The 25839-nt window shown below is 69.6% G+C and carries 28 protein-coding genes, 4 tRNA genes and 1 riboswitch; of the genes, 10 read left to right on the forward strand and 22 right to left on the reverse strand.

Annotation, left to right across the window (positions count from 1 at the left end):
• The 5 genes from Q673_RS31545 (at position 1) to Q673_RS31565 (ending at position 5769) form a co-directional block, all read left to right on the forward strand.
• A complete protein-coding gene (locus Q673_RS31545; protein WP_023006750.1) occupies positions 1-942 on the forward strand; it encodes an ornithine cyclodeaminase family protein in 942 nt (313 codons plus the stop codon).
• A complete protein-coding gene (locus Q673_RS31550; protein WP_023006751.1) occupies positions 939-2084 on the forward strand; it encodes a class II histone deacetylase in 1146 nt (381 codons plus the stop codon). Before Q673_RS31545 ends, Q673_RS31550 begins: the two co-directional genes overlap by 4 nt.
• Positions 2068-3036 carry a branched-chain amino acid transaminase gene (locus Q673_RS31555; protein ID WP_023006752.1) on the forward strand — a complete coding sequence of 323 codons (969 nt, stop codon included), beginning with the start codon at positions 2068-2070 and terminating at the stop codon, positions 3034-3036. Before Q673_RS31550 ends, Q673_RS31555 begins: the two co-directional genes overlap by 17 nt.
• A gap of 62 nt (positions 3037-3098) precedes the next feature.
• Positions 3099-4133 (forward strand): Lnb N-terminal periplasmic domain-containing protein, encoded by a 1035-nt coding sequence (locus Q673_RS31560; RefSeq protein WP_023006753.1) that lies wholly within the window; start codon positions 3099-3101, stop codon positions 4131-4133.
• A 286-nt stretch (positions 4134-4419) separates the two neighbouring features.
• The gene (locus Q673_RS31565) at positions 4420-5769 is read left to right on the forward strand and encodes a Na+/H+ antiporter family protein (RefSeq protein ID WP_023006754.1); all 1350 of its coding nucleotides are present in this window, start codon (positions 4420-4422) and stop codon (positions 5767-5769) included.
• Positions 5770-5832: 63 nt separating this feature from the next.
• Here Q673_RS31565 and Q673_RS31570 read toward each other — a convergent pair whose 3' ends face one another.
• From Q673_RS31570 to Q673_RS31585, 4 genes are all read right to left on the reverse strand, one after another.
• Positions 5833-6570 carry an RNA methyltransferase gene (locus tag Q673_RS31570; protein WP_023006755.1) on the reverse strand — a complete coding sequence of 246 codons (738 nt, stop codon included), beginning with the start codon at positions 6568-6570 and terminating at the stop codon, positions 5833-5835.
• A 274-nt stretch (positions 6571-6844) separates the two neighbouring features.
• A complete protein-coding gene (groL, locus tag Q673_RS31575; protein ID WP_023006756.1) occupies positions 6845-8488 on the reverse strand; it encodes a chaperonin GroEL in 1644 nt (547 codons plus the stop codon).
• Between the two features lie 54 nt (positions 8489-8542).
• Positions 8543-8836: a co-chaperone GroES gene (locus Q673_RS31580; RefSeq protein WP_023006757.1), complete on the reverse strand. Its 294-nt coding sequence runs from the start codon at positions 8834-8836 to the stop codon at positions 8543-8545.
• 204 nt (positions 8837-9040) lie between these two features.
• Complete coding sequence (locus Q673_RS31585; RefSeq protein ID WP_023006758.1) at positions 9041-9571, reverse strand: FxsA family protein; 531 nt, start codon at positions 9569-9571, stop codon at positions 9041-9043.
• Between the two features lie 242 nt (positions 9572-9813).
• Between Q673_RS31585 and Q673_RS31590 the strand changes: the two genes are divergently transcribed.
• Complete coding sequence (locus Q673_RS31590; RefSeq protein WP_023006759.1) at positions 9814-10575, forward strand: SDR family oxidoreductase; 762 nt, start codon at positions 9814-9816, stop codon at positions 10573-10575.
• A gap of 54 nt (positions 10576-10629) precedes the next feature.
• Here the strand turns inward: Q673_RS31590 and Q673_RS31595 are convergent, their stop codons facing one another.
• Positions 10630-10911, reverse strand: a complete 282-nt coding sequence (locus Q673_RS31595) for a ComEA family DNA-binding protein (protein WP_023006760.1) — start codon at positions 10909-10911, stop codon at positions 10630-10632.
• 241 nt (positions 10912-11152) lie between these two features.
• Between Q673_RS31595 and pyrF the strand changes: the two genes are divergently transcribed.
• Positions 11153-11857 carry an orotidine-5'-phosphate decarboxylase gene (gene pyrF, locus Q673_RS31600; protein ID WP_023006761.1) on the forward strand — a complete coding sequence of 235 codons (705 nt, stop codon included), beginning with the start codon at positions 11153-11155 and terminating at the stop codon, positions 11855-11857.
• Between the two features lie 9 nt (positions 11858-11866).
• On the opposite strand, the gene lapB is transcribed toward pyrF, so the two are convergent.
• The 3 genes from lapB to Q673_RS31615 are packed head-to-tail and all read right to left on the reverse strand — an operon-like array spanning position 11867 to position 13737.
• Positions 11867-13048, reverse strand: a complete 1182-nt coding sequence (lapB, locus tag Q673_RS31605) for a lipopolysaccharide assembly protein LapB (RefSeq protein ID WP_023006762.1) — start codon at positions 13046-13048, stop codon at positions 11867-11869.
• A gap of 1 nt (position 13049) precedes the next feature.
• On the reverse strand, positions 13050-13355 hold the full coding sequence (locus tag Q673_RS31610; RefSeq protein ID WP_023006763.1) for a LapA family protein: 306 nt from the start codon (positions 13353-13355) through the stop codon (positions 13050-13052).
• 55 nt (positions 13356-13410) lie between these two features.
• The gene (locus Q673_RS31615) at positions 13411-13737 is read right to left on the reverse strand and encodes an integration host factor subunit beta (RefSeq protein ID WP_268744288.1); all 327 of its coding nucleotides are present in this window, start codon (positions 13735-13737) and stop codon (positions 13411-13413) included.
• Between the two features lie 146 nt (positions 13738-13883).
• Between Q673_RS31615 and Q673_RS0118595 the strand changes: the two genes are divergently transcribed.
• The gene (locus Q673_RS0118595) at positions 13884-14177 is read left to right on the forward strand and encodes an FAD assembly factor SdhE (RefSeq protein WP_031218452.1); all 294 of its coding nucleotides are present in this window, start codon (positions 13884-13886) and stop codon (positions 14175-14177) included.
• On the forward strand, positions 14137-14532 hold the full coding sequence (locus Q673_RS0118600; protein ID WP_152527128.1) for a protein YgfX: 396 nt from the start codon (positions 14137-14139) through the stop codon (positions 14530-14532). Before Q673_RS0118595 ends, Q673_RS0118600 begins: the two co-directional genes overlap by 41 nt.
• Positions 14533-14572: 40 nt before the next feature.
• Here Q673_RS0118600 and nadB read toward each other — a convergent pair whose 3' ends face one another.
• From nadB to Q673_RS31655, 8 genes are all read right to left on the reverse strand, one after another.
• Positions 14573-16159: an L-aspartate oxidase gene (gene nadB / locus Q673_RS31620; protein WP_023006767.1), complete on the reverse strand. Its 1587-nt coding sequence runs from the start codon at positions 16157-16159 to the stop codon at positions 14573-14575.
• A complete protein-coding gene (locus Q673_RS31625) occupies positions 16152-17282 on the reverse strand; it encodes an FUSC family protein (protein ID WP_023006768.1) in 1131 nt (376 codons plus the stop codon). The genes nadB and Q673_RS31625 overlap by 8 nt, the downstream gene beginning before the upstream one ends.
• A gap of 59 nt (positions 17283-17341) precedes the next feature.
• Positions 17342-17428 (reverse strand) — tRNA-Leu (locus tag Q673_RS31630).
• A gap of 36 nt (positions 17429-17464) precedes the next feature.
• Positions 17465-17538 (reverse strand) — tRNA-Cys (locus Q673_RS31635).
• Positions 17539-17556: 18 nt separating this feature from the next.
• Positions 17557-17631 (reverse strand) — tRNA-Gly (locus tag Q673_RS31640).
• A gap of 71 nt (positions 17632-17702) precedes the next feature.
• Complete coding sequence (gene pgsA, locus Q673_RS31645; RefSeq protein ID WP_023006769.1) at positions 17703-18251, reverse strand: CDP-diacylglycerol--glycerol-3-phosphate 3-phosphatidyltransferase; 549 nt, start codon at positions 18249-18251, stop codon at positions 17703-17705.
• Between the two features lie 70 nt (positions 18252-18321).
• Positions 18322-20136, reverse strand: coding sequence for an excinuclease ABC subunit UvrC (gene uvrC / locus Q673_RS31650; protein WP_023006770.1), 1815 nt, complete (start codon positions 20134-20136; stop codon positions 18322-18324).
• 9 nt (positions 20137-20145) lie between these two features.
• A complete protein-coding gene (locus Q673_RS31655; RefSeq protein WP_023006771.1) occupies positions 20146-20793 on the reverse strand; it encodes a response regulator in 648 nt (215 codons plus the stop codon).
• Between the two features lie 203 nt (positions 20794-20996).
• Between Q673_RS31655 and Q673_RS31660 the strand changes: the two genes are divergently transcribed.
• Positions 20997-21072, forward strand: a tRNA-Ala gene (locus Q673_RS31660).
• 94 nt (positions 21073-21166) lie between these two features.
• Here the strand turns inward: Q673_RS31660 and Q673_RS37175 are convergent.
• From Q673_RS37175 to argF, 6 genes are all read right to left on the reverse strand, one after another.
• On the reverse strand, positions 21167-22024 hold the full coding sequence (locus tag Q673_RS37175) for an N-acetylmuramidase domain-containing protein (protein ID WP_023006772.1): 858 nt from the start codon (positions 22022-22024) through the stop codon (positions 21167-21169).
• 114 nt (positions 22025-22138) lie between these two features.
• Positions 22139-22948, reverse strand: coding sequence for a thiazole synthase (locus Q673_RS31670; protein ID WP_023006773.1), 810 nt, complete (start codon positions 22946-22948; stop codon positions 22139-22141).
• Positions 22948-23187, reverse strand: a complete 240-nt coding sequence (gene thiS / locus Q673_RS31675; RefSeq protein ID WP_023006774.1) for a sulfur carrier protein ThiS — start codon at positions 23185-23187, stop codon at positions 22948-22950. The genes Q673_RS31670 and thiS overlap by 1 nt, the downstream gene beginning before the upstream one ends.
• A complete protein-coding gene (gene thiO, locus Q673_RS31680; RefSeq protein WP_023006775.1) occupies positions 23184-24284 on the reverse strand; it encodes a glycine oxidase ThiO in 1101 nt (366 codons plus the stop codon). The genes thiS and thiO overlap by 4 nt, the downstream gene beginning before the upstream one ends.
• A gap of 59 nt (positions 24285-24343) precedes the next feature.
• A riboswitch (TPP riboswitch) is annotated at positions 24344-24466 on the reverse strand.
• A gap of 127 nt (positions 24467-24593) precedes the next feature.
• Positions 24594-24899 carry a hypothetical protein gene (locus Q673_RS31685; RefSeq protein ID WP_023006776.1) on the reverse strand — a complete coding sequence of 102 codons (306 nt, stop codon included), beginning with the start codon at positions 24897-24899 and terminating at the stop codon, positions 24594-24596.
• Positions 24900-24984: 85 nt separating this feature from the next.
• Positions 24985-25839: ornithine carbamoyltransferase (gene argF, locus Q673_RS31690; protein WP_023006777.1), on the reverse strand; the 855-nt coding region annotated here is incomplete at its 5' end.

Below are 25839 nucleotides of genomic sequence, written 5' to 3' on the forward strand. Positions count from 1 at the left end.
ATGGATGTGATCACCGCCGGGCAGGTCGCCGCCTCGCTCTCCTGGCCGGCGCTGGTGGAGCGCCTGGCCGCCACCTTCCGCGCGGGGGTGGAGTCCCCCCCGCGCCACCACCATGCCATACACCGCCCCGACGGCGAGGCCACCATGCTGCTGATGCCGGCCTGGGAGCCGGCCGGCTACATCGGCGTGAAAATGGTCAACGTCTTCCCCCAGAACGCCGACCACGGCCTGCCGGCCATCGCCGGGGTCTACCTGCTCAGCGAGGGCGCCCATGGCCGGCCGCTGGCCTGCATCGACGGCAGCGAACTGACCCGGCGCCGCACCGCGGCGGCCTCGGCCCTGGCGGCCCGGGAGCTGGCCCGCGAGGACGCCGAGACCCTGCTGGTGGTGGGCACCGGCAAGCTGGCGCCCATGGTGATCGAGGCCCACGCCGCGGTGCGCCCGATCCGTCGCGTGCGGATCTGGGGCCGCCAGGCGGCGAAGGCCGAGCGGCTGGCCGCCGACTATGCCGACCGCTTCGACACCGCCGCCGTCACCGACCTGGCGGCGGCCACCGGCGAGGCCGACATCGTCAGCTGCGTGACCCTCGCCGAGACGCCGCTGATCCGTGGCGAGTGGCTCACCCCGGGCAGCCACCTCGACCTGATCGGTGCCTTCCGCCCGACCATGCGCGAGACCGACGGCGAGTGCCTGGCGCGCAGCGAGGTGTTCGTGGACACCTACGCCGGCGCCCGGGGCGAGGCGGGGGACATCCACCAGGCCGTGGAGGAGGGCGCCTTCCGCTTCGAGGCCATCCGCGGCGAGCTGGCCGAGCTGCTCAGGGGGGAGGTGCCCGGCCGCTCGTCGGACGACGCCATTACCCTGTTCAAGTCGGTGGGGGCGTCGCTCGAGGACCTCGCCGCCGCCATCGAGGTGTGGGAACAGCGGGAGGGCCGCCCATGACGCCGCGCAGCGGCTTCTTCTGGCACGAGCGCTGCTTCTGGCATGACCCCGGCGCCATCGGCGTGTTCTCGGCGCCGGGCGAGTACCTTCAGCCTCAGCCCGCCTCGGAGAGCCCCGAGAGCAAGCGGCGGCTGAAGAACCTGCTGGAGGTCAGCGGGCTGATCGACGAGCTCGCGGTGCGCAAGGCGCCGCCGGCGAGCCACGAGGCGCTCGCGCGCTTCCATACCGAGCGCTACCTGGAGGCCCTTGCCGCCGGCGACGCCGGGCGCGGTGGCGATGGCGGGGACTGTGCCCCCTACACCCCGGGCAGCCTGGCCGCCGCGCGCCAGTCGGCAGGGCTCGCCATCGCCGCGGTGGAGGCGGTGGCCGGCGGCGAGCTGGACACCGCCTATGCGCTGTGCCGCCCACCGGGCCATCACGCCGAGGCCGACCGCGGCCGCGGCTTCTGCCTGCTCGGCAACATCCCGGTGGCGGTGATGCAGGCCCGCGCCGCGGGGCGGGTGCGGCGGGTGGCGATCCTCGACTGGGACGTGCACCACGGCAACGGCCAGCAGGTGGCCTTCTACGGCGAGCCGGAGGTGTTCACCGTCTCGATCCACCAGGCCGGCAACTACCCGCTGGACAGCGGCGCCTTCGAGGAGCAAGGGCAGGGCGCCGGCGAAGGCGCCAACCTCAACCTGCCGTTGCCGCCGGGCTGCGGCATCGGCGCCTATGAACACGCCATGGATGCGCTGGTGCTGCCGGCCCTCGAGGCCTTCGCCCCCGAGCTGATCGTGGTGGCCTGCGGTTATGATGCCTGCGCCAAGGACCCGCTCGGCAAGATGCTGCTCAACAGTGCCGCCTTCGCCAGGATGACGGCCCGGGTGAAGGCCCTGGCCGAGCGCGTCTGCGCGGGGCGCCTGGTGATGGTGCATGAGGGCGGCTACTCCGAGGGCTATGTGCCGCTGTGCGGCCACGCGGTGATCCAGACCCTCGCCGGCAGTGCCACCGCGGTGCCCGACCCCCAGAACGACGAGATCGCCGCCTGGGCCTACCAGGCGCTGCAGCCCCACCAGAGCGCGCTGATCGATGGCTGGCGCGATGACTGGTTCGGCGGCCATCGCCCCCACGAGACGAGGAGAGACCATGACGCCCCTGCATGACCGCGACGGCTGGATCTGGCTGGACGGCGACTGGCTGCCCTGGCGCGAGGCGCGGGTGCACGCCCTGACCCACAGCCTGCACTACGGCATGGGCTGCTTCGAGGGGGTGCGCGCCTATCAGGGGCCCGGCGGGACCCACCTCTTCCGGGTGGCCGAGCACACCCGCCGGCTGCTGGATAGCGCCCACGCCCTGGATATACCGTTATCTTTCGATGCCGGCACCCTGATCCAGGCCCAGCGCGAGTGCCTGGTCCGCAACGCCCTGGCCAACGCCTACCTCAAGCCGACGGTGTTCCTTGGCGCCGAGGGGCTCGGGCTGCGGGCGAAGGCGCTCACCACCCACGTGATGATCCCCGCCTGGGACCTCGGCGACTACGTCTCGCCGGAGGCCGCGGCCATCGGCCTGCGCGCCCTGACCTCCTCCTGGGCGCGTCACCATGTCAACATCAGCCTGTGCCGGGCCAAGACCAACGGCCACTACGTCAACTCGATGCTGGCACTCAACACCGCGGTGAAGGCGGGCTTCGACGAGACGATCATGCTCGACCCGGAGGGGTACGTGGCGGAGGCCTCGGCGGCCAACGTCTTCCTGCTGCGCGACGGCGAGCTGCACACCCCCGAGGTGACCTCCTGCCTGGAGGGCATCACCCGCGACAGCGTGATCCGCCTGGCCCGCGAGGTGCTCGGCATCCCGGTGGTGGAGCGGCGCCTCACCCGCGACGCGCTGTATCTCGCCGACGAGGCCTTCGTCACCGGTACCGCCGCGGAGATCCTGCCCCTGCGCGAGCTGGATGGCCGCCATATCGGCGGGCGTGCCGGGGCGCCGGCGGTGGGCGAGCCCATCGCCGCGGACTCCGTGACTGCGCGGCTGCAGCGGCTCTACCGCGAGGTGACCCGCGGCGTGCCGGGGCCGGCCCTGGAGGCCTTCGGCGACTGGCTGACTCCCGCCTGATGCGTTGAGTCCCGGGGCGAGCCGGCGTGATAGCCTGGCGCGAGACCCAAGGGAGCTCGCCCATGTCGCTACTGCTGGATCTCGCCCTGCGCCTGGCGCTGGTGGCATGCGCCTTGTGGGGGGCCCTGGCCCTCGCTTTCCGCTTTCCTGCCGCCCCCGTCCGTCGACGCCTGGTCGCCCTGGGCTGGCTCCTGCTGCTCGGCCTGCTGCTGGCCTGGCACTGGCAGGGCGCGAGGATCGGCCCGGCACTCTGCCTGGCGGTGGCCATGGGCACGCTGCTCTGCTGGTGGCGACGGCTGCAGCCGGCCGGCGACCTCGACTGGGCCGATGACGTGGCCCACCTGGCCACCGGCCGGGTCGTGGGTGACCGACTGGTGCTCGACCGGGTGCGCCGCTTCGACTGGTGCAGCCGGGACCAGGCCCGCACGGCGTGGGAGCGGCGCGAGTACGACCTGACGCGACTGGCCTCCCTGGACCTGATCGTCTCCGCCTGGGGACGCCCCGGCATCGCCCACGTGCTGCTCTCCTTCGGCTTCGCCGACGAAACCGGGGAGGCCGATGACTTCGTGGCCTTCTCGGTGGAGGTGCGCCGCGAGCGTCACGAGCCTTTCTCTGAGCTGGGCGGCTTCTTCAAGCGCTTCGAGCTGGCGATCATCGCCGCCGACGAGCGGGATGCGGTGCGCCTGCGCAGCAACGTGCGCGGCGAGAGGGTGACCCTCTACCGCACCATGCTCGGGGAGCGCGAGCGTCGCCAATTGCTGCTGGCGCTGGTGGAGGAGGCCAACCGCCTGGCGCTGGAACCGCGCTTCTACCACACCATCCGCGCCAACTGCACCACCCTGGTGTTCTCCCTGATGCGGCGCATCACCGAGGGGCTGCCCCTCGACCACCGGCTGCTGCTCACCGGCCTGCTGCCGGGCTATGTCCACGACCACGGCGGCCTGGTGCCGGGCTATTCCTTGCGCGAGCTCAGGTGCCGCGGGGAGATCACTCGACGCGCGCGGGCCTGCCACGACGCTCCGGATTTCTCCCGCCGCATCCGCGAGGGGGTGCCGGGGTGGGAGTCGTCGAAGGCCGAGCAGGGGGTGTCGTCGTAAAGAAGAACGCCACGGCGGCTGCCGTGGCGATAGGGCCTCCCTGGGCAGCATCCTGCTGCCGAGCTCCCTGCAGGGCGTCCAGCCCTGGCGCATCCGTGGCGGGAAGTGGCAGTGTCCCTTGCCCTGTCCTGCTGGACGCCTCCCGTTATCGCCGATTCCCGTGACCCTGCGGTGACCGTCGCATGGCGTTTAGGTGACACCGCGAGCCTCGGGCGCCGGCAGGACGCTTCTGGTAGAATCCTGCGCCGTTTCGTCTCAATCCAACTCCTGCTTCGGGAACGCTTTCATGAATGCGGTAATCATTGCGGTGCTGGTGATGGTCGGTCTGTCACTGGCACGGGTTTCGGTCGTCTTCGCGCTGGTGGTCGGGGCGCTGGTAGGCGGCCTGGTGGGTGGGCTCTCCGTGGAGGAGACGCTCGCCGCCTTCAACGACGGGGTCGGCGGCGGCGCCAAGGTGGCCCTGGCCTATGCGACCCTGGGGGCTTTCGCGGTCGCCATCTCGCGCTCCGGACTGCCGGACCTGCTGGCCCGGCGGCTGATCGCCCTGCTGGGCCAGGAGGCCACTGCCAGCAAGCAGGCGGTGGTCAAGTACCTGCTGCTCGGCGCGGTGCTGCTGGTGGCGATCTCCTCCCAGAACCTGATCCCGGTCCACATCGCCTTCATTCCCATCCTGATCCCGCCGCTGCTCAAGGTGATGAACCAGCTGCGCCTGGACCGCCGCGCCGTGGCCTGCGCGCTGACCTTCGGCCTGACCGCCCCCTACATGCTGCTGCCGGTGGGCTTCGGGGCGATTTTCCTCAACGACATCCTGCTGGCCAACATCAACCAGGCCGGCGCGGCGCTGGGGCTCGAGATCTCGCGTGGCATGGTGCCGATGGCCATGGGCGTGCCGGTCGCGGGCATGGCACTCGGCCTGGTGGTGGCGGTATTCCTGAGCTACCGCAAGCCCCGCGCCTACGAGGCGCTGGACGTGGCCACCACCAACGTGCCGCACCACCACCCGGAAACCCATGAGCCCCATGCCCTGGGCCTGGCCATGTCGGTGGTGGCGATCGTCGCCGCCCTGGGCATCCAACTGTGGACGGGGTCGATGATCCTCGGCGGCCTGGTGGGCTTCGCGCTGCTCTCGGTGGGGGGCATCTTCAAGTGGCGCGAGGCCGATGACCTCTTCACCAGCGGCATGCGCATGATGGCGCTGATCGGCTTCATCATGATCTCGGCCTCCGGCTTTGCCGCGGTGATGACCGCCACCGGCCAGATCGAGACCCTGGTGGAGTCCAGCGTCGCGGTGATCGGTGACAACCGCGGCCTGGCGGCGCTGCTGATGCTGCTGGTGGGGCTCTTCATCACCCTGGGGATCGGCTCGTCGTTCTCCACCATTCCCATCATCGCGGCGATCTTCGTGCCCCTGGCGGTACAGTTCGGCTTCTCGCCGCTGGCGACCGTGGCGTTGGTCGGCACCGCGGCGGCGCTCGGCGATGCCGGCTCGCCGGCCTCCGACTCCACCCTGGGGCCGACCTCCGGCCTCAACGTCGACCGCCAGCACGACCATATCTGGGACAGCGTGGTGCCCACCTTCATCCACTACAACATCCCGCTGATCGCCTTCGGCTGGCTGGCCGCCATGACCCTCTAGGAGGGCCGATCGCCAAGGCAATACCGACGACGGCGGCCCGCGGGCCGCCGTCGTCGTGTGTGGCTACCGGTCGCCGGGAAGGTGGCGTTCCAGGGACGCGAGCAGGCCGCGCAGCAGCGACAGCTCGCGTCGCGACGGCTGGGCGCGGGCGAACAGCGCCTGCAGCTGCGCCTCGGTGCGGGCGTGGGGCTGGGTGAGGAATCCGCTGCCCTGCATGACGCGGGCGAGGTGCCCATGGAAGTGGTCGAGCTGCTCGCGGCTGGGCTGTCTCTCCTCGGGGGGCAGGGCGGGACGGTAGCCGCTCGTCGGCCGCCGCCGCCTCGCCGTGAACACCTCGTGGGCGAGCACCTGCACCGCCTGGGAGAGGTTGAGGATACCGTAGTCGGGGTTGGCGGGAATGCTCACCTGGTGACTGCACAGGCGGATCTCGTCGTTGGTGAGCCCCGAGCGCTCGCGCCCGAACACTAGCGCCACCGGGTCGTGGGCGGCATGCTCCACCAGTTCGCGGGCCATGGCGTCGGGCTCGTCGAAGTGGGGCAGCGGCAGGCTCCGGAGCCGGGCGCTGGCGCCCACCACCTGCACGCAGTCCGACACCGCCTCCGCCAGGGAGTCGACGACACGGGCCCCCTCGACGAGATCCTCGGCACCGGCGGCGAGGCGAGTCGCCTCGGGGTCGGGAAACAGTCGTGGCCTGACCAGCACCAGGTCGCTGAGCCCCATGGTCTTCATGGCCCGCGCCGAGGCGCCGATATTGCCGGGATGGAAGGTCTGGACGAGGACGACGCGGATATTCGAGAGCATGGGCAGGCGGCCGGCGTAAGGTGATAAGCGGAGGTTGGGTATCTTACCGGGCCTTCGGCCAGCTACAAGCTGCAAGGGGCAAGCTGGAGTCAACTCCTTGCCACCCGTATTACCGGTACCACGCTGCCTTTCTCCTTTCTCCTTTCTCCTTTCTCCTTTCTCCTTTCTCCTTTCTCCTTGCTCCTTGCTCCTTACGTAAAAAACCCCGCCGGCTTGCGCCGGCGGGGTCTGTCTCAGGGCTTGCCTCTGGGGGCAGTGCCTGGGGCAGGGGGGCTTACATCATGCCGCCCATGCCACCCATGCCGCCCATGCCACCCATGTCCGGAGCGGCGTCCTTCTCGTCCGGATCGTCGGCGATCATCGCCTCGGTGGTGATCATCAGGCCAGCCACGGAGCCGGCAGACTGCAGCGCGCTGCGGGTCACCTTGGCCGGGTCCAGCACACCCATCTCGAACAGGTCGCCGAACTCGCCGGTCTGGGCGTTGTAGCCGTAGTTGCCTTCGCCTGCCTTGACCTGGTTCAGGATGACGGAGCCTTCCTGACCGGCGTTGGTGACGATCTGGCGCAGCGGGGCCTCCATGGCACGCAGGGCGATCGCGATGCCGTGGGTCTGGTCCTCGTTTTCACCCTTGAGCTCGGTGATCTTGGTCAGCACACGCACCAGGGCGGTACCACCGCCAGGCACCACGCCTTCCTCGACCGCGGCACGGGTGGAGTGCAGGGCATCCTCGACGCGCGCCTTCTTCTCCTTCATCTCCACCTCGGTGGCGGCACCGACGCGGATGACGGCCACGCCGCCGGCCAGCTTGGCGACGCGCTCCTGGAGCTTCTCGCGATCGTAGTCGGAAGAGGTCTCCTCGATCTGGGCGCGGATCTGGTTGACGCGGGCCTCGATGTCACCGTCGTTGCCGGCGCCGTCGATGATGGTGGTGTTCTCCTTGGACATGGTCACGCGCTTGGCGGTGCCCAGGTGGTCCAGGGTAGCCTGCTCCAGGGTCAGACCCACTTCCTCGGAGATCACAGTGCCGTTGGTCAGGATGGCGATGTCCTGCAGCATGGCCTTGCGACGATCACCGAAGCCCGGCGCCTTGGCGGCGGCGACCTTGACGATGCCGCGCATGGTGTTGACCACCAGGGTGGCCAGGGCCTCGCCCTCGATGTCCTCGGCGATGATCACCAGCGGCTTGCCGGCCTTGGCGACGGCCTCGAGGGTCGGCAGCAGCTCGCGGATGTTGGAGATCTTCTTGTCCACCAGCAGGATGTAGGGGTCTTCCAGCTCGACCGCCATGGTGTCCTGGTTGGTGACGAAGTAGGGGGAGAGGTAGCCGCGATCGAACTGCATGCCCTCGACCACGTCCAGCTCGTCCTCGAAGCCACGGCCCTCGTCGACGGTGATGACGCCTTCCTTGCCGACCTTCTCCATGGCCTCGGCGATGATCTCGCCGATGCGCTTGTCGCCGTTGGCGGAGATGGTGCCGACCTGGGCGATCGCCTTGGAGTCGGTGCAGGGCACAGACAGCGCCTGGATCTCCTTGACGGCGGCGGCCACGGCCTGGTCGATGCCGCGCTTGAGGTCCATCGGGTTCATGCCGGCGATGACGCCCTTGAGGCCCTCGTTGACGATGGACTGGGCCAGCACGGTGGCGGTGGTGGTGCCGTCACCGGCGACGTCGGAGGTCTTGGAAGCGACTTCCTTGACCATCTGCGCGCCCATGTTCTCGAACTTGTCCTTCAGCTCGATCTCCTTGGCCACGGAGACGCCGTCCTTTGTGACGGTCGGGGCGCCGAAGGACTTCTCGATGACCACGTTGCGGCCTTTCGGGCCCAGGGTGGTCTTGACGGCATTGGCCAGGAGGTCAACGCCGCGCGCCATGCGCTTGCGGGCATCATCGGAGAACTTGACTTGTTTTGCTGCCATTTCGCTATCTTCCTATCAATGCGTGAACGTCAGATGGGGTTTGGAGCGGCGTAATCAGCCTTCGACAACGGCCAGGATGTCGGACTCGCTCATGATCAGGACCTCTTCGCCGTCGATCTTCTGCTTCTCGACGCCGAAGCTATCCTTGAAGATCACGGTGTCGCCGACCTTCACGTCCAGCGCGCGGACGTCGCCGTTATCGAGAATCCGGCCGTTACCGACGGCGAGCACCTCGCCACGCGTCGGTTTTTCCTGGGCGTTGCCCGGAAGCACGATGCCGCCTGCGGTCTTCTGTTCTTCCTCAACGCGACGGATGACGACGCGATCGTGCAAGGGACGGATGTTCATTGCTCACGTTCTCCTGATAGTTTGTGTGCCGGTTGCCCGGCGGTTGGCATCGTTTCCTCGCCGCCTGGGCGGCGAGGGCAGGCGCGAACGCCTGCCGTGTCAATGGTGCGGGAGCCGCACCGAACCTGTTGCTGACCTGTAAATGGGGCTCGCTGATAGGCTTTCAAGGGCCCTGCCGAAATTTTTTTGTGCACCCGACCGAGCTCAGCCGCGACGCTCGTCCCGGGAGATGAACTCGCCCTCCATGACGCCGTCGTCCTCGCTTGAGGGCGCCTCCTCAGCGCCACGCCGGCGGCGTCCCTCGTCGGCCTGGGCCCAGTCATCATGGGGACGCCCGACACCGGGCCCGGCGCCGACCCCGTCGCGATGCATATGGAAGCCGTGGGTGCGAATGCCCAGCCAGGCCAGCAGCTTGCCCATCAGGCGTCGGGCATCGGGGATCAGGCACAGGAACCCCAGGGCGTCGGAGACGAAGCCCGGGGCCATCAGCAGGGCGCCGCCGAAGATCAGCGCCGCGCCGGTGAGCAGCTCGCCGGAGGGCACCTCGCCGCGCTCCAGGCGCTCCCGGGCCCGGGCGAAGGTGGCCGCGCCCTCGCGGCGGATCAGGTGCAGGCCGATGAAGCCGGTAGCCAGCACCAGCGCCAGGGTAGTGAGCAGGCCGATCTGGCTGCCCACCGAGAACAGGATCACGAAGTCGAGCAGGGCGAACAGCGTGAAGAATAGGAGAAAGGGCATGAGGCCTCCCGTGGTGTCGATGACGATGAGATGGGGGCGGGAGAGGCGAAATCAAGCGTTGAGCCGCGGTGCTGGTGGCCGGGCGACAATCGTCGCATGATGGCCATAAGCTTAGCGCTATGATGCAATGCACAAGGCTGGCCGAGGCTCAGTGGCGCGCCACCACGACCGGGTGCCAGCACAGTGAGCGCGGCACCCGGCACCGAGACTTCCCTGGGTGAGACCCGACAACAGGAGAGACCATGCAACTCCAAGACAGCGTGATCGCCATCACCGGTGGCGCCCGAGGCCTGGGCCTGGCCATGGCCACCCTGCTGGGCAGCCGCGGCGCCCGCCTGGCGCTGCTCGACACCGATGCTGCCAACCTCGACGAGGCGGTCTCCGTGCTGCACCGGGCCGGCATCGAGGCGCGGGGCTTCGTCACCAACGTGGCCGACGAGGCCTCCGTGAAGCAGGCCTTCGCCGATATCGCCGATTCGCTGGGTCCGGTGAGCGGCCTGGTCAACAATGCCGGCATCCTGCGTGATGCGTTGCTGGTCAAGGCCCGGGATGGCAAGGTCGAGAAGACCATGTCCCTGGAGCAGTGGCAGGCGGTCGTCGATGTGAACCTGACCGGGGTCTTCCTGTGCGGGCGCGAGGCGGCGGCCCAGATGGTCGAGGCGGGCAAGCCCGGCGTGATCGTCAATATCTCGAGCATCTCCCGGGCCGGCAACATGGGGCAGAGCAACTATGCCGCCTGCAAGGCGGGCGTGGTGGCGCTCACCACCACCTGGGCCAGGGAACTGGCGCGCCATGACATCCGCGTCGGCGCGGTGGCGCCCGGTTTCATCGAGACCGAGATGACCGCTTCCATGCGCCAGGACATGCTCGACAAGCTGACCGCCGGGGTGCCCCTCAAGCGTCTCGGCCAGCCGGAGAATATCGCCCAGAGCGCGGCCTTCATCTTTGAGAACGACTACTTCACCGGCAGGGTGATCGAATGCGACGGCGGCCTGCGCCTCTAAAGACGCCGGCCGCCGCCTGTGGGGTCGCCTGCCCTGGCGGGATGGTGGAGAGGGTCAGAAGGTGACCTGGCCCTCCAGGTTGGCCACGGTGCTCTCGCCGATCCCGCTGACCCGGGTGAGATCCTGGGCGCTCTCGTAGGGGCCATTGGCCTCGCGGTCCTCGACGATGGCCGCTGCCTTGCTGGGCCCGATGCCGGGCAGCTCGGTCAGCAGCTCCTCGCTGGCGGTATTGACGTTGATCGGCTCGACCTCCTGGGCCACGGCGCCCAGGGGTGTCAGGCCCAGCATGAGCGCCACCAGGCATGCCCCGAATAGGGCGTGAATCCTGTCTTTCATTGTCACTTCCTCCCACGTTGGAATCGCATCCGGATGGGTGCCTCTTCAAGCTAGTCATGCGGGTGCCGTGGGTCGGAGTCACTTCTGTCCAAACTCATGTCAGACAGGACGCCATTCATTCGACGACATCTCTGAAGGATGTAGGCGATAACGACGTGCCCAGGGCGGTGAAAGCTGGCCGTTTGCTTGGGGTATGGCTGCTATACTCTGGCGTCGTTTCCTCTTGTCAGGAGTCCGGTTCGTGTCTACCGCTTCCCCGCTGATCATCGCCCTCGACTATCCCTCACTGGATGCCGCCCTGTGCATGGCCGACCGGCTCGACCCGGCGCGCTGTCGCCTCAAGGTGGGCAAGGAGCTGTTCACCCGCAGCGGCCCCGACGTGCTCGAGGCGCTGCACGGGCGCGGCTTCGAGGTGTTCCTCGACCTCAAGTTCCACGACATCCCCAACACCGTGGCCGGTGCGGTGCAGGCGGCGGCCGAGCAGGGCGTGTGGATGGTCAACGTCCACGCCGGTGGCGGGCGCCGCATGATGGAGACGGCCCGGGAGCGTCTCGACCGCCATGGGCTGTCGACCCGGCTGATCGCCGTCACCGTGCTGACCAGCATGGCGGCGGAGGACCTCGCCGAGGTGGGCATTATGGCCACGCCGGCCGAGCAGGTGGAGCGCCTGGCGCTGTTGGCCCGGGATAGCGGCATGGATGGCGTGGTGTGCTCGGCCCAGGAGGCGGCGCGGCTGCGCGAGCGCTGTGGCGATGCCTTCCTCAAGGTGACCCCGGGTATCCGGCCGAGCTTCGCGGCGGCCGGCGACCAGCAGCGCATCATGCCCCCCGCCGCGGCCATGGCCGCGGGCAGCACGCATCTGGTGGTGGGACGGCCGGTGACCCAGGCCGAGGAGCCCATGGCGGCCCTGGCCGCCATCGAGGCCGAGCTCGCCGCGGTCGATTGACGGCCGGGGCTACTCGCCCTCGATACCGGTGATCGGCCGGGTGGTGCCCCAGCTGCGGCAGCGCGGGCACTGCCAGTGCAGCTGGTCGCCGCTGAAGCCGCAGCGCCGGCAGCGATGGCGGGGTAGCTTGCCGAGCAGGTCGGCGGTATGGCGCTTGAGCAGGGCAAGCTGCTCGAGCGCCTCGCCGCGGCTGTGCTGGCGGTAGAGGTCGATCAGGTAATCCAGCGCTCCCAGGCTCGCCTCGCGATTGAGCTGCTCGCTGACCAGGGCGATGGCCGGCGCTATGCCCTCTCGCTGGCGAAGGGTCTCCGCCAGCAGGATGATCACGCTGGTATAGGGGTGGCGCTCGAGCAGTTCGTGGAGGTGGCGCGTGAGTCCCTCCGCGTCATCGAGCAGCCGGTAGTTGCGTGCCAGGGGCTCGAGCATGGTAGGAGTGAAGGCCGGATCCTGGGCAGGGATGCGCGACAGCACGGCGATCGCCTGGCGGTAGTGGGCGGTATCATGCTCCAGGGCCGCCAGCAACAGGTTGGCGCGCACGCAGTGGGGATCGACGTTTAGCGCTCGCTTGAGGTGGCGTCGGGCGAGGGTGGGGCTGGCGTTGGCGCGCTCCTCCTCGGCCAGCTGGCAGAGCCAGTGGGCCGCGGCGCGGCGGCGCTCCTTGTCCTCCTGGACCAGCTGCGGGTTGGCGACCTCGAAGGCAGCCGCCCACTCCCCCTCGCGTTCCAGCAGGTCGGCCAGCAGCCGGCGCGCCGCCTGGCGCAGCGCGGCGTCCTGGGAGTCGCGCAGCAGCCCCTTGAGCAGGCGCTCGGCGCGATCCAGCAGGCCCAGGGTGAGGAAGTCCCGGGCCAGCTCCAGCTGGACCCGTTCGCCCTGGGCGGCGCTGAGGCTGGGCCGCGCCAGCAGGTTCTGGTGGATCTTCATCGCCCGGTCCGCCTCGCCGCGGGTGCGGAACAGGTTACCCAGGGTGATGTGGGTCTCGATGGTCTCGCTGTTGACCTCCAGCGCGCCGACGAAGGTCTCGATGGCGCGGTCCTGCTGGTCGTTGAGCAGGTAGTTGAGCCCCACGAAATAATCCCGCGCCAGCCCGGTCGGGGGTGCGGGATCATGCGCCTTGCGGCGTTCGCGGCGGCCCAGCCACCAGCCAATGGCGACCGCTGCCACCAGGACGGTCAGCAGCAGGGCATCGGGCATCTCAGGGGAGTTCCTTCAGCTCCTGGACACGCAGGCGGTCGAGTTCCTTGCGCTGCTGCTGGTTGTGGCGCTGTGCACGGGTCAGCAAGGTGCGCAGGCGCAGGTAGACCCCGCTCATGGCCAGCATGCCGAGCAGTACCCCGACGGCCAGGGAGGCCAGCAGCCACACCGAGAGGGAAGCGGCCGGCAGCTCGATCCAGATCAGGTTGAGCGGCAGCGCCTCGCGGTTGTTCACGGCGAACAGGATGCCGACCAGTAGAACCGCCAGCAGGATGATGGCCAGGATCAGGCCTTTGAGCCAACGCATGCGAAGTGTCCCCTTCAGGATGTAAGAGTTGGGTCGGAAGTGCGGAGCGGTGGGCTCAGTAGCCCAGAGCGCGGCTGGCGTCCACCTGCTCGCGAAGCTCCTTGCCGGGTTTGAAGTGTGGCACGAACTTGCCGTCCAGCGCGACCGGTTCGCCGGTCTTGGGGTTGCGGCCGATGCGTGGCTCGCGGTAGTGCAGCGAGAAGCTGCCGAAGCCGCGAATCTCCACCCGGCCCCCCGCCGCCAGGGTCTCGGTGATGTCGTCGAGGATCAGGCGCACGGCCGCTTCCACCTCCTTGAGGGAGAGCTCGGGTTGTCGCATGGCGATCTGCTCGATCAGCTCGGACTTGGTCATCGCGGGTCTCCGTTGGCGGCAGGCTGTTATTTTCGTTCAAGCATACTCGGCAAAACGAGACAAAACAACGCACTACGACCATAGGCAGAGAGCCTTCCGAAGACCCCGTGCGGCTGTCTCCGGCGCCGGGCTCGGGTATACTGCCGACACACTCCCGAACAGAGGCGAGGTCGACCTTGAACGAACCATCAAGCCCCGAGGCGGCACAGCGCAAGCGACTCTACTGGCACAGCCGGCGCGGCATGTGGGAACTGGACCTGCTGCTGGTGCCCTTCCTCGAGCAGCGCTACGACGGCCTGGCCGCGGAGGACCAGGCGGCCTTCCGGGCACTGATCGACGAGGAGGACCAGGACCTCTTCCTGTGGCTGATGCGTCGCGAGCTCCCCGAGGAGCCGGTTCGCCGGCGTATCGTGCAGATGATCATCGACCATGCCGAGAGTGCCGACAGCGTGTCGCATCGGCCCGTCTAGGCTGGCCCTGCTGGCCCATCTGCTGCCGGCCACCGCGGTGGCCGGCCTGCTGTGCTTCGTGTTGTCGCCGGCTCCCTGGCTGGCGCTCCTGCTGCTGCTGCTTACCCTCGCCATCCTGGCGGTGCGTCGTGGGCCCTGCGGCGAACTCAGGGCCGAGGCCGACCCTTCCGGCGGGGTGCGCTGGCGCTGGTGCGCGGCGGGCGACAAGGAAGCCCGGCCGGTGAGCCTGCGCTGCGACTACCTGGGGCCCTGGCTGATTGGCCTGCGTCTCGACGGGCGCCGGCTCTGGGTATGGCCCGACAGCTGCTCGCCGCAGGCGCATCGCGAGTTGCGCCGCTGGCTGGTGAGGCACTGAGCCACGCGGTGGCGTCAGCCCCCCCGCTTCCCTGGCCACGCTATCTGGACGTTCCCCCCTCGAGCTCGCGCAGCCAGCTGCGTGACGGCTGGGGGTGGGTGTCGCCGTGGTGCGGGCAGTCCGGGTTGTAGTGCAGGCCGCGGGACTCGCGACGGCGGCGTGCGCACCCCACGGTGAGGCGCGCCAGGCGCACCGCATGCCACAGGCTGGCCAGCTCGGCGCCGGGGGTGGTGCGTGCCACGGCCTCGCCGACCGTCGCCTGCAGGGCGGCGAGCGCCGAGGCCGCCTCCGCCAGCCCGGCGTCGCGACGCACGATGGCCACCCGGCGGCTCATCAGGTCGCGCAGGCGCTGGCGCCACTCGGCGAGCTCCGGCGGGGGGGCATCGGCGACGACCTCTCCGGCTGAAGGCTCGGGGAGGGGCGTGCAGGGTGCGTCGCGCAGCGCGGCCGCACAACTGCGGGCGAACACCAGACACTCCAGCAGCGAGTTGCTGGCCATGCGGTTGGCCCCATGTAGCCCGGTACAGGCGACCTCGCCCACGGCGAAGAGGTGGGCCACGCCGGTGGCGCCATGGTGGTCGGTGGCCACTCCGCCGCAGCTGTAATGCGCGGCGGGGACCACAGGGATGGGCACGGTGACGATATCCAGGCCACGCGACGCGCAGTGGGCATGGATGGTGGGGAAGTGGTGGCGGATCGCCGACTCACCCAGGTGGCGCACGTCGAGCAGCACGTGGTCGCTGCCGGTGCGCTGCATCTCGGCATCGATGGCACGGGCCACCACGTCGCGGGGGGCCAGCTCGGCGCGTGGATCCACGCCCGGCATGAAGCGCTCGCCGTGGACGTTGAGCAGGCGTCCCCCCTCGCCGCGCACCGCCTCGCTGATCAGGAAGGGGCTGCCCTGCGGATCATAGAGGCAGGTGGGGTGGAACTGCTGGAACTCCAGGTTCATCAGGGTGGCGCCGAGCTCGGCGGCCATCAGCATCCCCTCGCCGCTTGCCGGCTGGGGGCTGGTGGTGTGGCGATAGAGGCCGCTGGCGCCGCCGGTGGCCAGCACGGTGTCGTGGGCTGGCAGCGTCACCCCCCGGCCGTCGGCATCGAGGCAGCGGGCGCCGCGGCAGCGCCCCTCGGCGTCCTGGAGCAGGCCGATGGCGGTGAGGTCGTCGCGGATCCGGATGGCCGGATGGGCGGCGGCGTGGGCCTTGAGGGTATCCATCACCGCACGGCCGGTGGCGTCGGCGACATGGATGATGCGCCGGGCCCCGTGGCCGCCCTCGCGGGTGAGGTGGTAGGGGTAGCCGGCGTCGGGGCTGGTGTCACGGGTGAAGGGCACGCCCAGCGAGAGCAGCCACTCGATGGCGGCGGGGCCGTTCTCCACGGTAAAGCGCACCGCGGCCTCGTCGCACAGGCCGTCGCCCGCCACCAGGGTGTCCTGGACATGGGCCTCGAAGTCGTCGCCGGGGGAGAGCACCGCGGCGATGCCGCCCTGGGCCCAGCGGCTGGCGCCCTGGTCGTCGCTGGCGGGGCGCAGCAGGGTGACCGGACGGCGGTCCGCGACCTCCAGGGCCAGCACCAGGCCGGCGACACCGCCGCCGATGATCAGCACCTCAGGGTTGGCGTCAGGCATCTCGCGCTCCTTCGTCGGATCGTGCGGTATGGCGGCGTGCCCACTTGCGCCCGGAGGCGCGGCGCAGGCGGCGGCTGGGCAGGCGGTCGAGGCCGCCGAGCCGTTCGACCAGTTCCCGGGCCAGGCGGGCCAGCTCGCGGTTGAGCCACAGGTAGCCGCTGGGACTGAACAGCATGCGCCCCTCGTCGCTCACCGCGCTGGTGGCGAGGCGGGCGTAGCGCTGCAGGTCGAAGAAGGCCACCTCGGCGGTAATGGGCTGGCCGGTGCGCACCTGGGTGGCCAGGGTATCCAGCTCGCGGGCCAGGCGATGCTGCTCCCCGCGCAGCCCGGTCATCGCCTCGATCTGGTCATGCCCGGCGCGGGTGGTCCAGTGGGTTTCGAGGAGCAGTTCGATGGTGGAAAGCATGCGCCGCTGCAGGGAGATGATGTCGTCGAGCTCGTCGCGGCGCAGGCGCCGCTCGCGGTGGATGGCGTCCACCAGGCCGCGCTGCTTGACCAGTGCCGAGCTGGTGGCCTTGAGCAGGGCACGGGTGTCGATGTCCACCGCCGCCGAGGCGGTGGTGTGGGCATGGAAGAGGCGCGCCATGCGCTCGAGGTTCTCGGCCAGCATGAAGCGCATCATGTCGGTGGCCTTCTGGGGCAGCACCAGCACGGTGACGAGGATTCCCACCAGGGTGCCCAGCAGCACGTCGAAGGCGCGCCACAGGCCGACCCCGAGGTCGTGGCTGCCGTCGCCGATCACCAGCAGCAGGCTGATGGCGAACATCAGGCCGCTGTAGCCGTGGCGGTTGCCGAAGGTCCACCAGGTGGCCACGCCGATGGCGGTCAGGCCACCCAGCGGCAGCAGCAGGGGGGTCGGCGGCAGGAGAAGCAGCAGCAGGCCGGAGCCGGCACCCAGGGCGGTGCCGAGCAGGCGCTGGCGGCCCTTGTCGAGTACGCCGCCGATATGCGGCAGGTTGCCCATGACCATGATGGTGCTGACCAGTGCCCAGCTGGAGTGGGGTATCTCGAACAGGCGAATGATCAGGAAGGTCAGGGCGAGGGCCAGCAGCACACGCAGCACGTGCAGGCGACGGCGGAAGCGATAGGTGAAGAAGGGATCGCGCAGCGGCGGCAGATTCATTGGGCCAGCATCATGGAGGTGCCCCATGGTGGGGTCGATCCGGCCTGGTGGCGGTGAGCTGGTGCCCGGAGCCGGGCTCGAACCGGCACGGTGTCGCCACCGAGGGATTTTAAGTCCCTTGCGTCTACCAATTTCGCCATCCGGGCGGCACGGTGTCGGGCGGATCGGGTCGATCGGGGGAGTGGAGGCTGGAGTCGGAATCGAACCGGCGTACACGGAGTTGCAGTCCGCTGCATAACCACTCTGCCATCCAGCCTCATCGAGTCAGAGATAATGGAGCGGGAAAGGAGATTCGAACTCCCGACCCTCGCCTTGGCAAGGCGATGCTCTACCACTGAGCTATTCCCGCCTGACTCGAGAGCGAATTATACGGATAAGCCGGTGACTGTCAAACGTTTTATGTCGCCTGCGGGTGCACACCTACATGGAACGGCTGAGGTGCGGCCAGGCAGCCTTGAGGTAGAGGACCATCGACCACAGCGTCAGCACGGCGGCCACGTAGAGGGTGACCACGGCGAGTACCGCGATGGGGGTGCCGGGGGCGAAGGCGAGCAGCAGGAAGATCGCCACCATCTGCAGGGTGGTCTTTACCTTGCCGAGCCAGGAGACCGCCACGCTGCCGCGCTTGCCCATCTCGGCCATCCATTCCCGCAGCGCCGAGATCACGATCTCGCGACCGATGATCACCAGCGCCGGCAGCGTCAGCCAGAGGGCGTCGTAACGCTCGATCAGCAGCGCCAGGGCCACCGCCACCATCAGCTTGTCGGCCACCGGGTCGAGGAAGGCGCCGAAAGGGGTGGACTGGTTCCAGCGCCTGGCCAGGTAGCCGTCGAGCCAGTCGGTCACCGAGGCCAGGGCGAAGAAGGCGGCGGCCAGCGGCATGCTCCACGCGAAGGGCAGGTAGAAGAGCACCACCAGCAGCGGGATGAAGGCGATGCGGGCCAGGGTGAGGATATTCGGGATGTTCATCGCGCGAAGCTGTCCTTGCCGGTGATGGGGAGCATTGGGCATAGGCGCATTCTATCCCCCTTGGCCGGCTTCATCCATGCAGGGCGCGATGGATGGTCTCGGCGAGGCTGTCGCTGATGCCCGGCACCCGCGCCAGCTCCTCGCGGCTGGCCTGCTTGACCCCGTGCAGGCCGCCGAAGAAGCGCAGCAACTCGCGCCGGCGCTTGGGCCCGACCCCGGCGATGCCCTCCAGGGTGGAGGTGCGGCGCACCTTGTCGCGGCGGGTGCGGTGGCCGGTGATGGCGAAGCGGTGCGACTCGTCGCGGATATGCTGGATCAGGTGCAGCGCCGGGGAGGCCGCCTCCAGGTCCAGGGTGCGATCCACGGTCTCCAGGAACAGCGTCTCCAGCCCGGCCTTGCGGGTGGTGCCCTTGGCCACGCCGAGCAGGATGACGCCGTTGACCCCCAGCGAGGTGAGCACCTCCCGGGCCATGTTGAGCTGCCCCTTGCCGCCGTCCACCACCAGCACGTCCGGCGCCACGCTCTCGCCCTCGGCGACGCGGCGGAAGCGGCGGGTCAGCGCCTGCTGCATGGCGGCGTAGTCGTCGCCGGCGGCCACCCCCTCGATATTGAAGCGGCGGTAGTCGGACTTGCGCGGCCCGTTCTCGTCGAACACCACGCAGGAGGCCACAGTCGCCTCGCCGTGGCTGTGGCTGATGTCGAAGCACTCCAGCCGTGCCGGCGGGGCGGCCATGCCCAGCGACTCGCGCAACGCCTCGAAGCGCCGCGCCAGCTGGGTCTGGTTGGCCAGCTGGCCGGCCAGCTGCTGCTCGGCGTTCGTGCGCGCCAGCTCCTTCCACTGGGCGCGGTGACCGCGTACCTGGTCGGTGAGGCGGACCCGGCGTCCCGCCCGCTCGCTCAGCGCCCCAGCGATCAGCGCGGCATCGGGCACGGCGTGGCTGGTGATCACCTCGCGGGGGATCTCGCGGGCCCGGCCCAGGTAGTACTGGCTGACGAAGTCGCCGAGCAGCGCCTCGGGGGTGAGGTCCAGCCCGTTGGCGGGGGCGTGGTGGCGCGCGCCGAGCAGGCGCCCCTGGCGGATCGCCAGCACCGAGATGCACAGCGCCCCGGGGCGGCTGGCCAAGGCGAAGACGTCGGCGTCGCCGTCGCCGGTGTCGACGAACTGACGCTGCTGTAGCTGGCGCAGCTGCTGGATCTGGTCGCGCAGGCGGGCCGCCTCCTCGAAGGCCAGCTGGCGGCTGGCGGCCTCCATGGCCTCGGTGAGCTCGCGGGTGACCTGCTCGCTCTTGCCCTCCAGGCACTGCACCGCGTGCTCCAGGTCGCGGCGGTAGTCGGCCTCGCTGATGTAGCCCACGCAGGGGGCGCTGCAGCGGTTGATCTGGTACTGCAGGCAGGGCCGCGTGCGGTGGGCGAAGACGCTCTCCTCGCAGTTGCGGATGCGGAAGATCTTCTGCATCAGCGACAGGCTCTCGCGCACCGCGTGGCTGCTGGGGTAGGGGCCCAGGTAGCGGCCGTCGTCGCGGCGACTGCGGGCGCGCTTATACTCCAGCGCCGGGAAGGGGTGGCGGTCGGTGACGAAGACGAAGGGGTAGGACTTGTCGTCGCGCAGCAGGATGTTGTAGGGCGGGCGCAGCTTCTTGATCAGCGTCTGCTCCAGCAGCAGCGCCTCGGTCTCGCTGTTGGTGACGGTGACCTGGATGTCGGCGATGCGCCCCACCAGCGCCTGGGTCTTGGCGTTGAGCGCGCCACGGAAGTAGCTGGCCAGGCGCGCCTTGAGGCGGCGCGCCTTGCCCACGTAGAGGGTGTCGCCCTGGGCGTCCAGCATGCGGTAGACGCCGGGGGCCTCGCTGACATTGGCCAGGAAGCGGCGGTGATCGAAGCTCATGGCAAGGCGCTACTTGACGCTGGAGAAGCCTTCCACCAGCCCGTGGCGCAGCCCCAGGTGGGTGAGCTCCACATCCGAGTCGACCCCCAGCTTCTCGAAGATGCGGTAGCGGTAGGTGTTGACGGTCTTGGGGCTGAGGAAGAGGCGGTCTGAGATGTCCGCCACCTTCTGGCAGTTGATGATCATCATCGCCACCTGCATCTCGCGGGAGGAGAGCTCGTCGAAGGGGTTCTCGGGCGAGTCGATGCGTGACAGCACCAGGCGCTGGGCGACGTCCGGGCTGACGTAGCGCTGGCCGTGGAACACCTCGCGGATGGCGCCGACCATCTCGTCATGCTGGGAGTCCTTGCTCACCAGCCCCCAGGCGCCGGCATCCAGCAGCCGCTGGGCGAAGGTGTCCTCCAGCCAGGCGGTCAGCACCAGCACCCGGGCGTCGGGCAGGGTGCGGGTGATCTTGCGCGTGGCCTCCAGGCCGCCGATGCCCGGCATGCGGATATCCATCAGCACCACGTCAGGCTTGAGGCGCCGGGTCTCGTTGATTGCTTCCTCGCCACTGGAGGCCTCGCCGACCACGCGCAGGTCCTTCTCGGCGTTCAGCAGGTGGGCCAGGCTGGTCCTGACCAGGTGATGGTCATCGGCAATCAGTACCTTGATCAACGCGGGGGACTCCTGAACGGCTCGACCTCGACGAGTCGATCTCATTGAAGGGTAGGGGGATAGCGGCTAGGCAGGACAAGAGTGGCATAACTGGCCGCCGGGCAAAACCCTCCTTAGGAGGGGAACGACCGATGAAAAAAAGGCTTGACCACTCCTGCCTGCCGCCGTATCATTCGCCCCGTTCTCGCAAGACGAGACAGCGTGGGGCCTTAGCTCAGCTGGGAGAGCGCAACACTGGCAGTGTTGAGGTCAGCGGTTCGATCCCGCTAGGCTCCACCAACAAGACACGACGAATCAGCCGCTTAGCGTAGCTCGCTAGGCGGCTTTTTCGTGGCTGGCGTTGCGTGTCTCCCGCCCCGCGCCCAGGCTGTCGTCAGGCCAGCATCCCCCGGTCGCCCAGCGCCTGGCTGTGCCGGGCGAAGGCCCGGGCCATCTTCTCGTCGTAGCGGTTGCGGGCGTAGGCGGGGCCGTTGTAGTAGCGGGCGAAGCGCGCCCAGTCCTGGTCGCGCAGGCTGTCGTGAAGGCGCCTGTCCTTGCCGATGAAGCGGACGAAGGCGTCGAGGTGATCGCGCTCGCCCCGGTGCATGCACTCCACGTAGTGGCGGGCGCTATCGTAGCCCAGGTGCTGCCAATGGAAGCCCATGATCTGGAAGAGCCCCCAGGAGGCCGACTCCAGCGCGCTGTCGTGGTGGATCCGTTGTGCCCGCGTGAGTCGATCATACTCCCGTACGCCACCGGCATAGCCCCCGGAAGACGGGTTGACCAGCTCGGGGTGCCGGGCGCGGTGGGGCGCGGGGTCGAGGCCGTGGTGCCTGAGCCGCCGGTACATGATGTGGCGCTCGAACAGGATCGCGGGCCTGTCGTTGGGAAAGAAGCCGCTGCCCCGTGACTCCACCTCGTTGACCGCCATCACCGCCGCCACGGGTACCCCGAGCTCGGCGGCGGCCCACTCCAGGTCGGCCTGCTGCAGCAGCCGCTCGTCCGGGGGGCTCTCGCGCAACGCCTGCAGGGTCTTGGGGCCCGCGATGCCATCCGCCACCAGTCCGACCCGGCGCTGGAAGGCGCATACCGCGCGCTCGGTGGCCGGCCCGTAATCGCCGTCGATCGCCAGGCGAAGACCCGCCTGGTGCAGCCGCCGCTGCAGCGCCATGACCTCCTCGCCGCCGTCCCCTCGCCGCAGCATGCGCTCCTGCTGCACCACGAAGTCGGCCTCGTCCTCTCGCTCGCCCATGCCATGCCCTCCCCCTTTGCCTTATCTCACTCTAGTGAGCGCGGAGGGGCGGCGCCATATCACCGCCGGGTGAGGGGGTGGCGTGTGAGTCAGGCCGGTTGGCCGGCGTCCTGGCTAGCCGCTGGTGTGCCAGAAGGGCTGGCCCAGGGTCGGGGTGCTGGGGCTTGCCGTCTGGCGCCGTTCCATCAGCCCGGCGCGATGGGCCTCGCGGCCCGCCTCGATAGCGCGGGCGAAGGCGGCAGCCATCGCCGCCGGGCGGCGCGCCTTGGCCACGGCGGTGTTGAGCAGCACGCCATCGAAGCCCATCTCCATGGCCTCGGCGGCCTGGGAGGGGGCGCCAAGCCCGGCGTCGATGATCAGTGGCACGTCCAGGCGTTCGCGCAGGGTGCGCAGGGCGTAGCGATTCATCAGGCCACGCCCGGTGCCGATGGGGGCGCCCCAGGGCATCAGCGCCTGGCAGCCAACCTCGCGCAGCCGCTGGCAGAGCACCAGGTCGTCGGTGCAGTAGGGCAGCACCTTGAAGCTCTGGTCGACCAGCTCCCGGGCGGCCTCCAGCAGGCCGAAGGGGTCGGGCTGGAGGTTGTAGTCGTCGCCGATCACCTCGAGCTTGATCCAGGGGGTGTCGAACAGCTCCCGGGACATCTCGGCCAGGGTGATCGCCTCGCGGGCGGAGCGGCAGCCGGCGGTGTTGGGAAGCAGCCGGCAGCCGCTCTCGCGCAGGATCTGCCAGAAGGCGTCTCCGTCGCCGCCGGCGGGGTTCTGGCGGCGCAGGCCCAGGGTGACCATGTCGCAGCCGGCGGCGGCGATCGCCTCCTGCATCACCGCCGGCGAAGGGTAGAGGGCGGTGCCGAGCAGGAAGCGGCTGGTGAAGGCCTCGCCATAGAGCACCAGGGCGTCATGCTGGTCGTCATGGAGCCTGTTCATCAGCCGCCTCCTACCGGGGCCACGATATCGATGCGGTCGCCGTCGTCGAGGGTGCGCTCCACCCAGCTGGAGCGCGGGGCGAAGGTGTCGTTGATGGCCACGGCGACGCGCCGGCCGCCGTAGCCCCAGCGCTCCAGGGCCTGGTCCAGGGCGGTGCCCGCGGGCAGCCGGGCGGCCTCGCCGTTGAGGCTCAGGGTGATCTCGTGCATGGCGTGTTTCTCCTGGGTGCCTTCCTTCATGACGCGCTCTCCTCGGGGGCGGCCTCGGCCAGCACTGCGGCGAAGGGGCGCTCGCCCGCGCCGCGGACCTCGGCCAGCAGGTGCTCGACCAACGCCGGGGCCAGCAGGTAGCCGTGGCGGAAGAGGCCGTTGGCGCTGGTCAGGCCGTCGCGATGGGTGACATGGGGCAGGTTGTCGCGAAACGCCGGGCGCAGGTTGACGCCCTGCTCGAGCACTCGCGCCTCGGCGAAGGCCGGCGACAGGGTATAGAGGACGCTCGAGAGCTCCAGCGACGACTGCAGCGAGATGGGCGAGCGGTCCTCGCTCTCGATGGAGGTGGCACCGACCACGAAGCGGCCGTGCGGCTTGGGCACCACATAGAGCTGGTAGCGGGGGTGCATCAGGCGTACCGGGCGCGACAGCCGCACCTCCTCGGTGTGCACCTGCAGGGTCTCGCCGCGCACGCCACGCAGGGTGGGGTGGCGGGGCCTGGCGCCGTGGCCACGGCAGTCGATCACCCGGTCGAAGGTGCGCCGGCCGGCGGCACTCTCGACCTCGCCGGGCCGGGTCTCGATCGGTGTGTGGCCGTGGTACTCACCTCCCAGCGCGCGGATCGCCGCCAGCAGCCGGGCGAGCAGCTCGCGGTTGTCCAGGTGGGCCTCCTCCTCGAGGAAGAGGCCATGGCGGAAGCCCGTCGCGAGGTCGGGTTCCAGGGCCTGGAGGTCGGCGCCCGACAGCGGGCGGTAGCGCGCCGGCGCGCCCAGGGCGTCGTCGAGCTCGCGGCGGAACTGGGTCAGCTCGCCCTCGTCCTGGGGGTGGGCCACCACCAGGCTGCCCCGTGGGTGCCAGAGCTCGGGGGCCTCGAGCTCGGCCAGCCACTCGGGCCAGCGGGTCAGGGCCACGCGCCCCATGTCGTAGACACAGCGCTCGCTGACCACGGTCTCGGCCAGGGGGGCGACCATGCCGGCGGCAGTCCAGGCGGCGGCGGGAGGCGTGTCCAGGTCGCCGGCGTCATAGAGGGTGACGGCGTGGCCGTCGCGCAGCAGGCGCCAGGCCACCAGGCGGCCGAGCAGGCCGGCGCCGGCCACGGCGAAGCGCTGTTGGGGGAGTCGACTCATCGAACGGGCATCCAGCGGGGGGAGTGACGACCAGGCAGGATGCGGGGCAGGAGCGGACAGCGATGCACGAGCTTGTTTCCTCCGCAGGCATCAACCTGATCAGGTTCAACGGGTTCGGCCGTACCGATCTCAGCCCTCGTCCAGCGCGCCAGGCGCGTGTCAGGGCTCCCCGACAAGTCGTCCCAACATAACCAAGGAGGCCCGCCGACGCAATCGGTGTCGGCGGGCCTCCTTGGTGATCGCAGATGGGAATGCCGCGCTCTGGGCTTTCCCGGCGACAGGCCCTCGCAGGGCGCCGTCACCCGGCGGTCAGGCGCAGTCCGCCGCGCCCTCGCCGAACATGTCGAACAGCAGCTCGCGGCCAAGGCCGGTGAGCACGAAGCGCCGTTGCTCGTTGAAGGTGGCGGCCTCGCTGGACTCGAGGATGCGCTGGCAGGCGGACCACTCGCGGGAGTCCGCCTCGAGGCACTCGAGGGTGGCGGGGTCGAGGCCGCGGTGGGGCACGGTCACGGTCTCGAGGACGTGGCCCTGGCGGTAGAGCAGGGCGGCCATGTTGGAGAGGCACTGGCGCAGGCTGCGCTGCATGCCCAAGGTGTCGATCGGGGGAGGTGTCATGCGCCGCGTCTTCCTTGCTGGAATGTGCTGCGGCGCATTATACAACCTTGGTCGTACAAGACCAAGGTCTAAGGGGGTGTCGGCCTCAGTCGTCGACTCGGCCCAGCAGCAGGAACTCGATCAGCGCCTTCTGGGCGTGCAGCCGGTTGCCGGCCTCCTGCCAGACCACGGCGCGCGGGTCGTCGAGCAGGGTCTCGCTGATCTCCTCGCCGCGGTGGGCGGGCAGGCAGTGCAGGAAGAGGACATCGTCGGCGGCCCGGTCGAGCAGCGCCTCGGTCACCTGGAGACCGGCGAAGGCCGCCTCGCGCTTGGTCTGCTCCTCCTCCTGGCCCATGGAGGCCCAGACGTCGGTGGTCACCAGGTCGGCACCCGCGACGGCCTCGGCGGGGTCGCGCAGGAGGGTGACACGGTCGCCGGCGGCGGCGAGGATATCCTGGCGCGGCTCGTAGCCTTCGGGGCAGCAGATGCGCAGCCGGAAGTCGAACTGCCGGGCGGCGTTGATCCAGGAGTGGCACATGTTGTTGCCGTCGCCGATCCACACCGCGGTCTTGCCCCGCACCTCGCCGCGCAGCTCGGTCCAGGTCATGACGTCGGCGAGCAGCTGGCAGGGGTGGTAGTCGTCGGTCAGCGCATTGATCACCGGCACGCTGCTGGCGGCGGCGAAGGACTCGAGGCCTGCATGGGAGAAGGTGCGCACCATCACGATGTCGACCATCTCGGAGAGCACCCGGGCGGTGTCGCCGATGGGTTCGCCGCGCCCCAGCTGGGTGTCGCGGGGCGAGAGGAACAGGGCGTGGCCGCCGAAGTGCGCCATGGCGGTCTCGAAGGAGACCCGGGTGCGGGTCGAGGACTTCTCGAAGATCATCGCCATGGTGTGGTTGGGGAAGGGCGTGTAGGTGGGGCCCTCGGCCTTGAGCGCCTGCTTGATGGTGATGGCGCG

The sequence above is a fragment of the Halomonas sp. PBN3 genome (assembly GCF_000475415.1).
Lineage (GTDB): Bacteria > Pseudomonadota > Gammaproteobacteria > Pseudomonadales > Halomonadaceae > Halomonas > Halomonas shengliensis.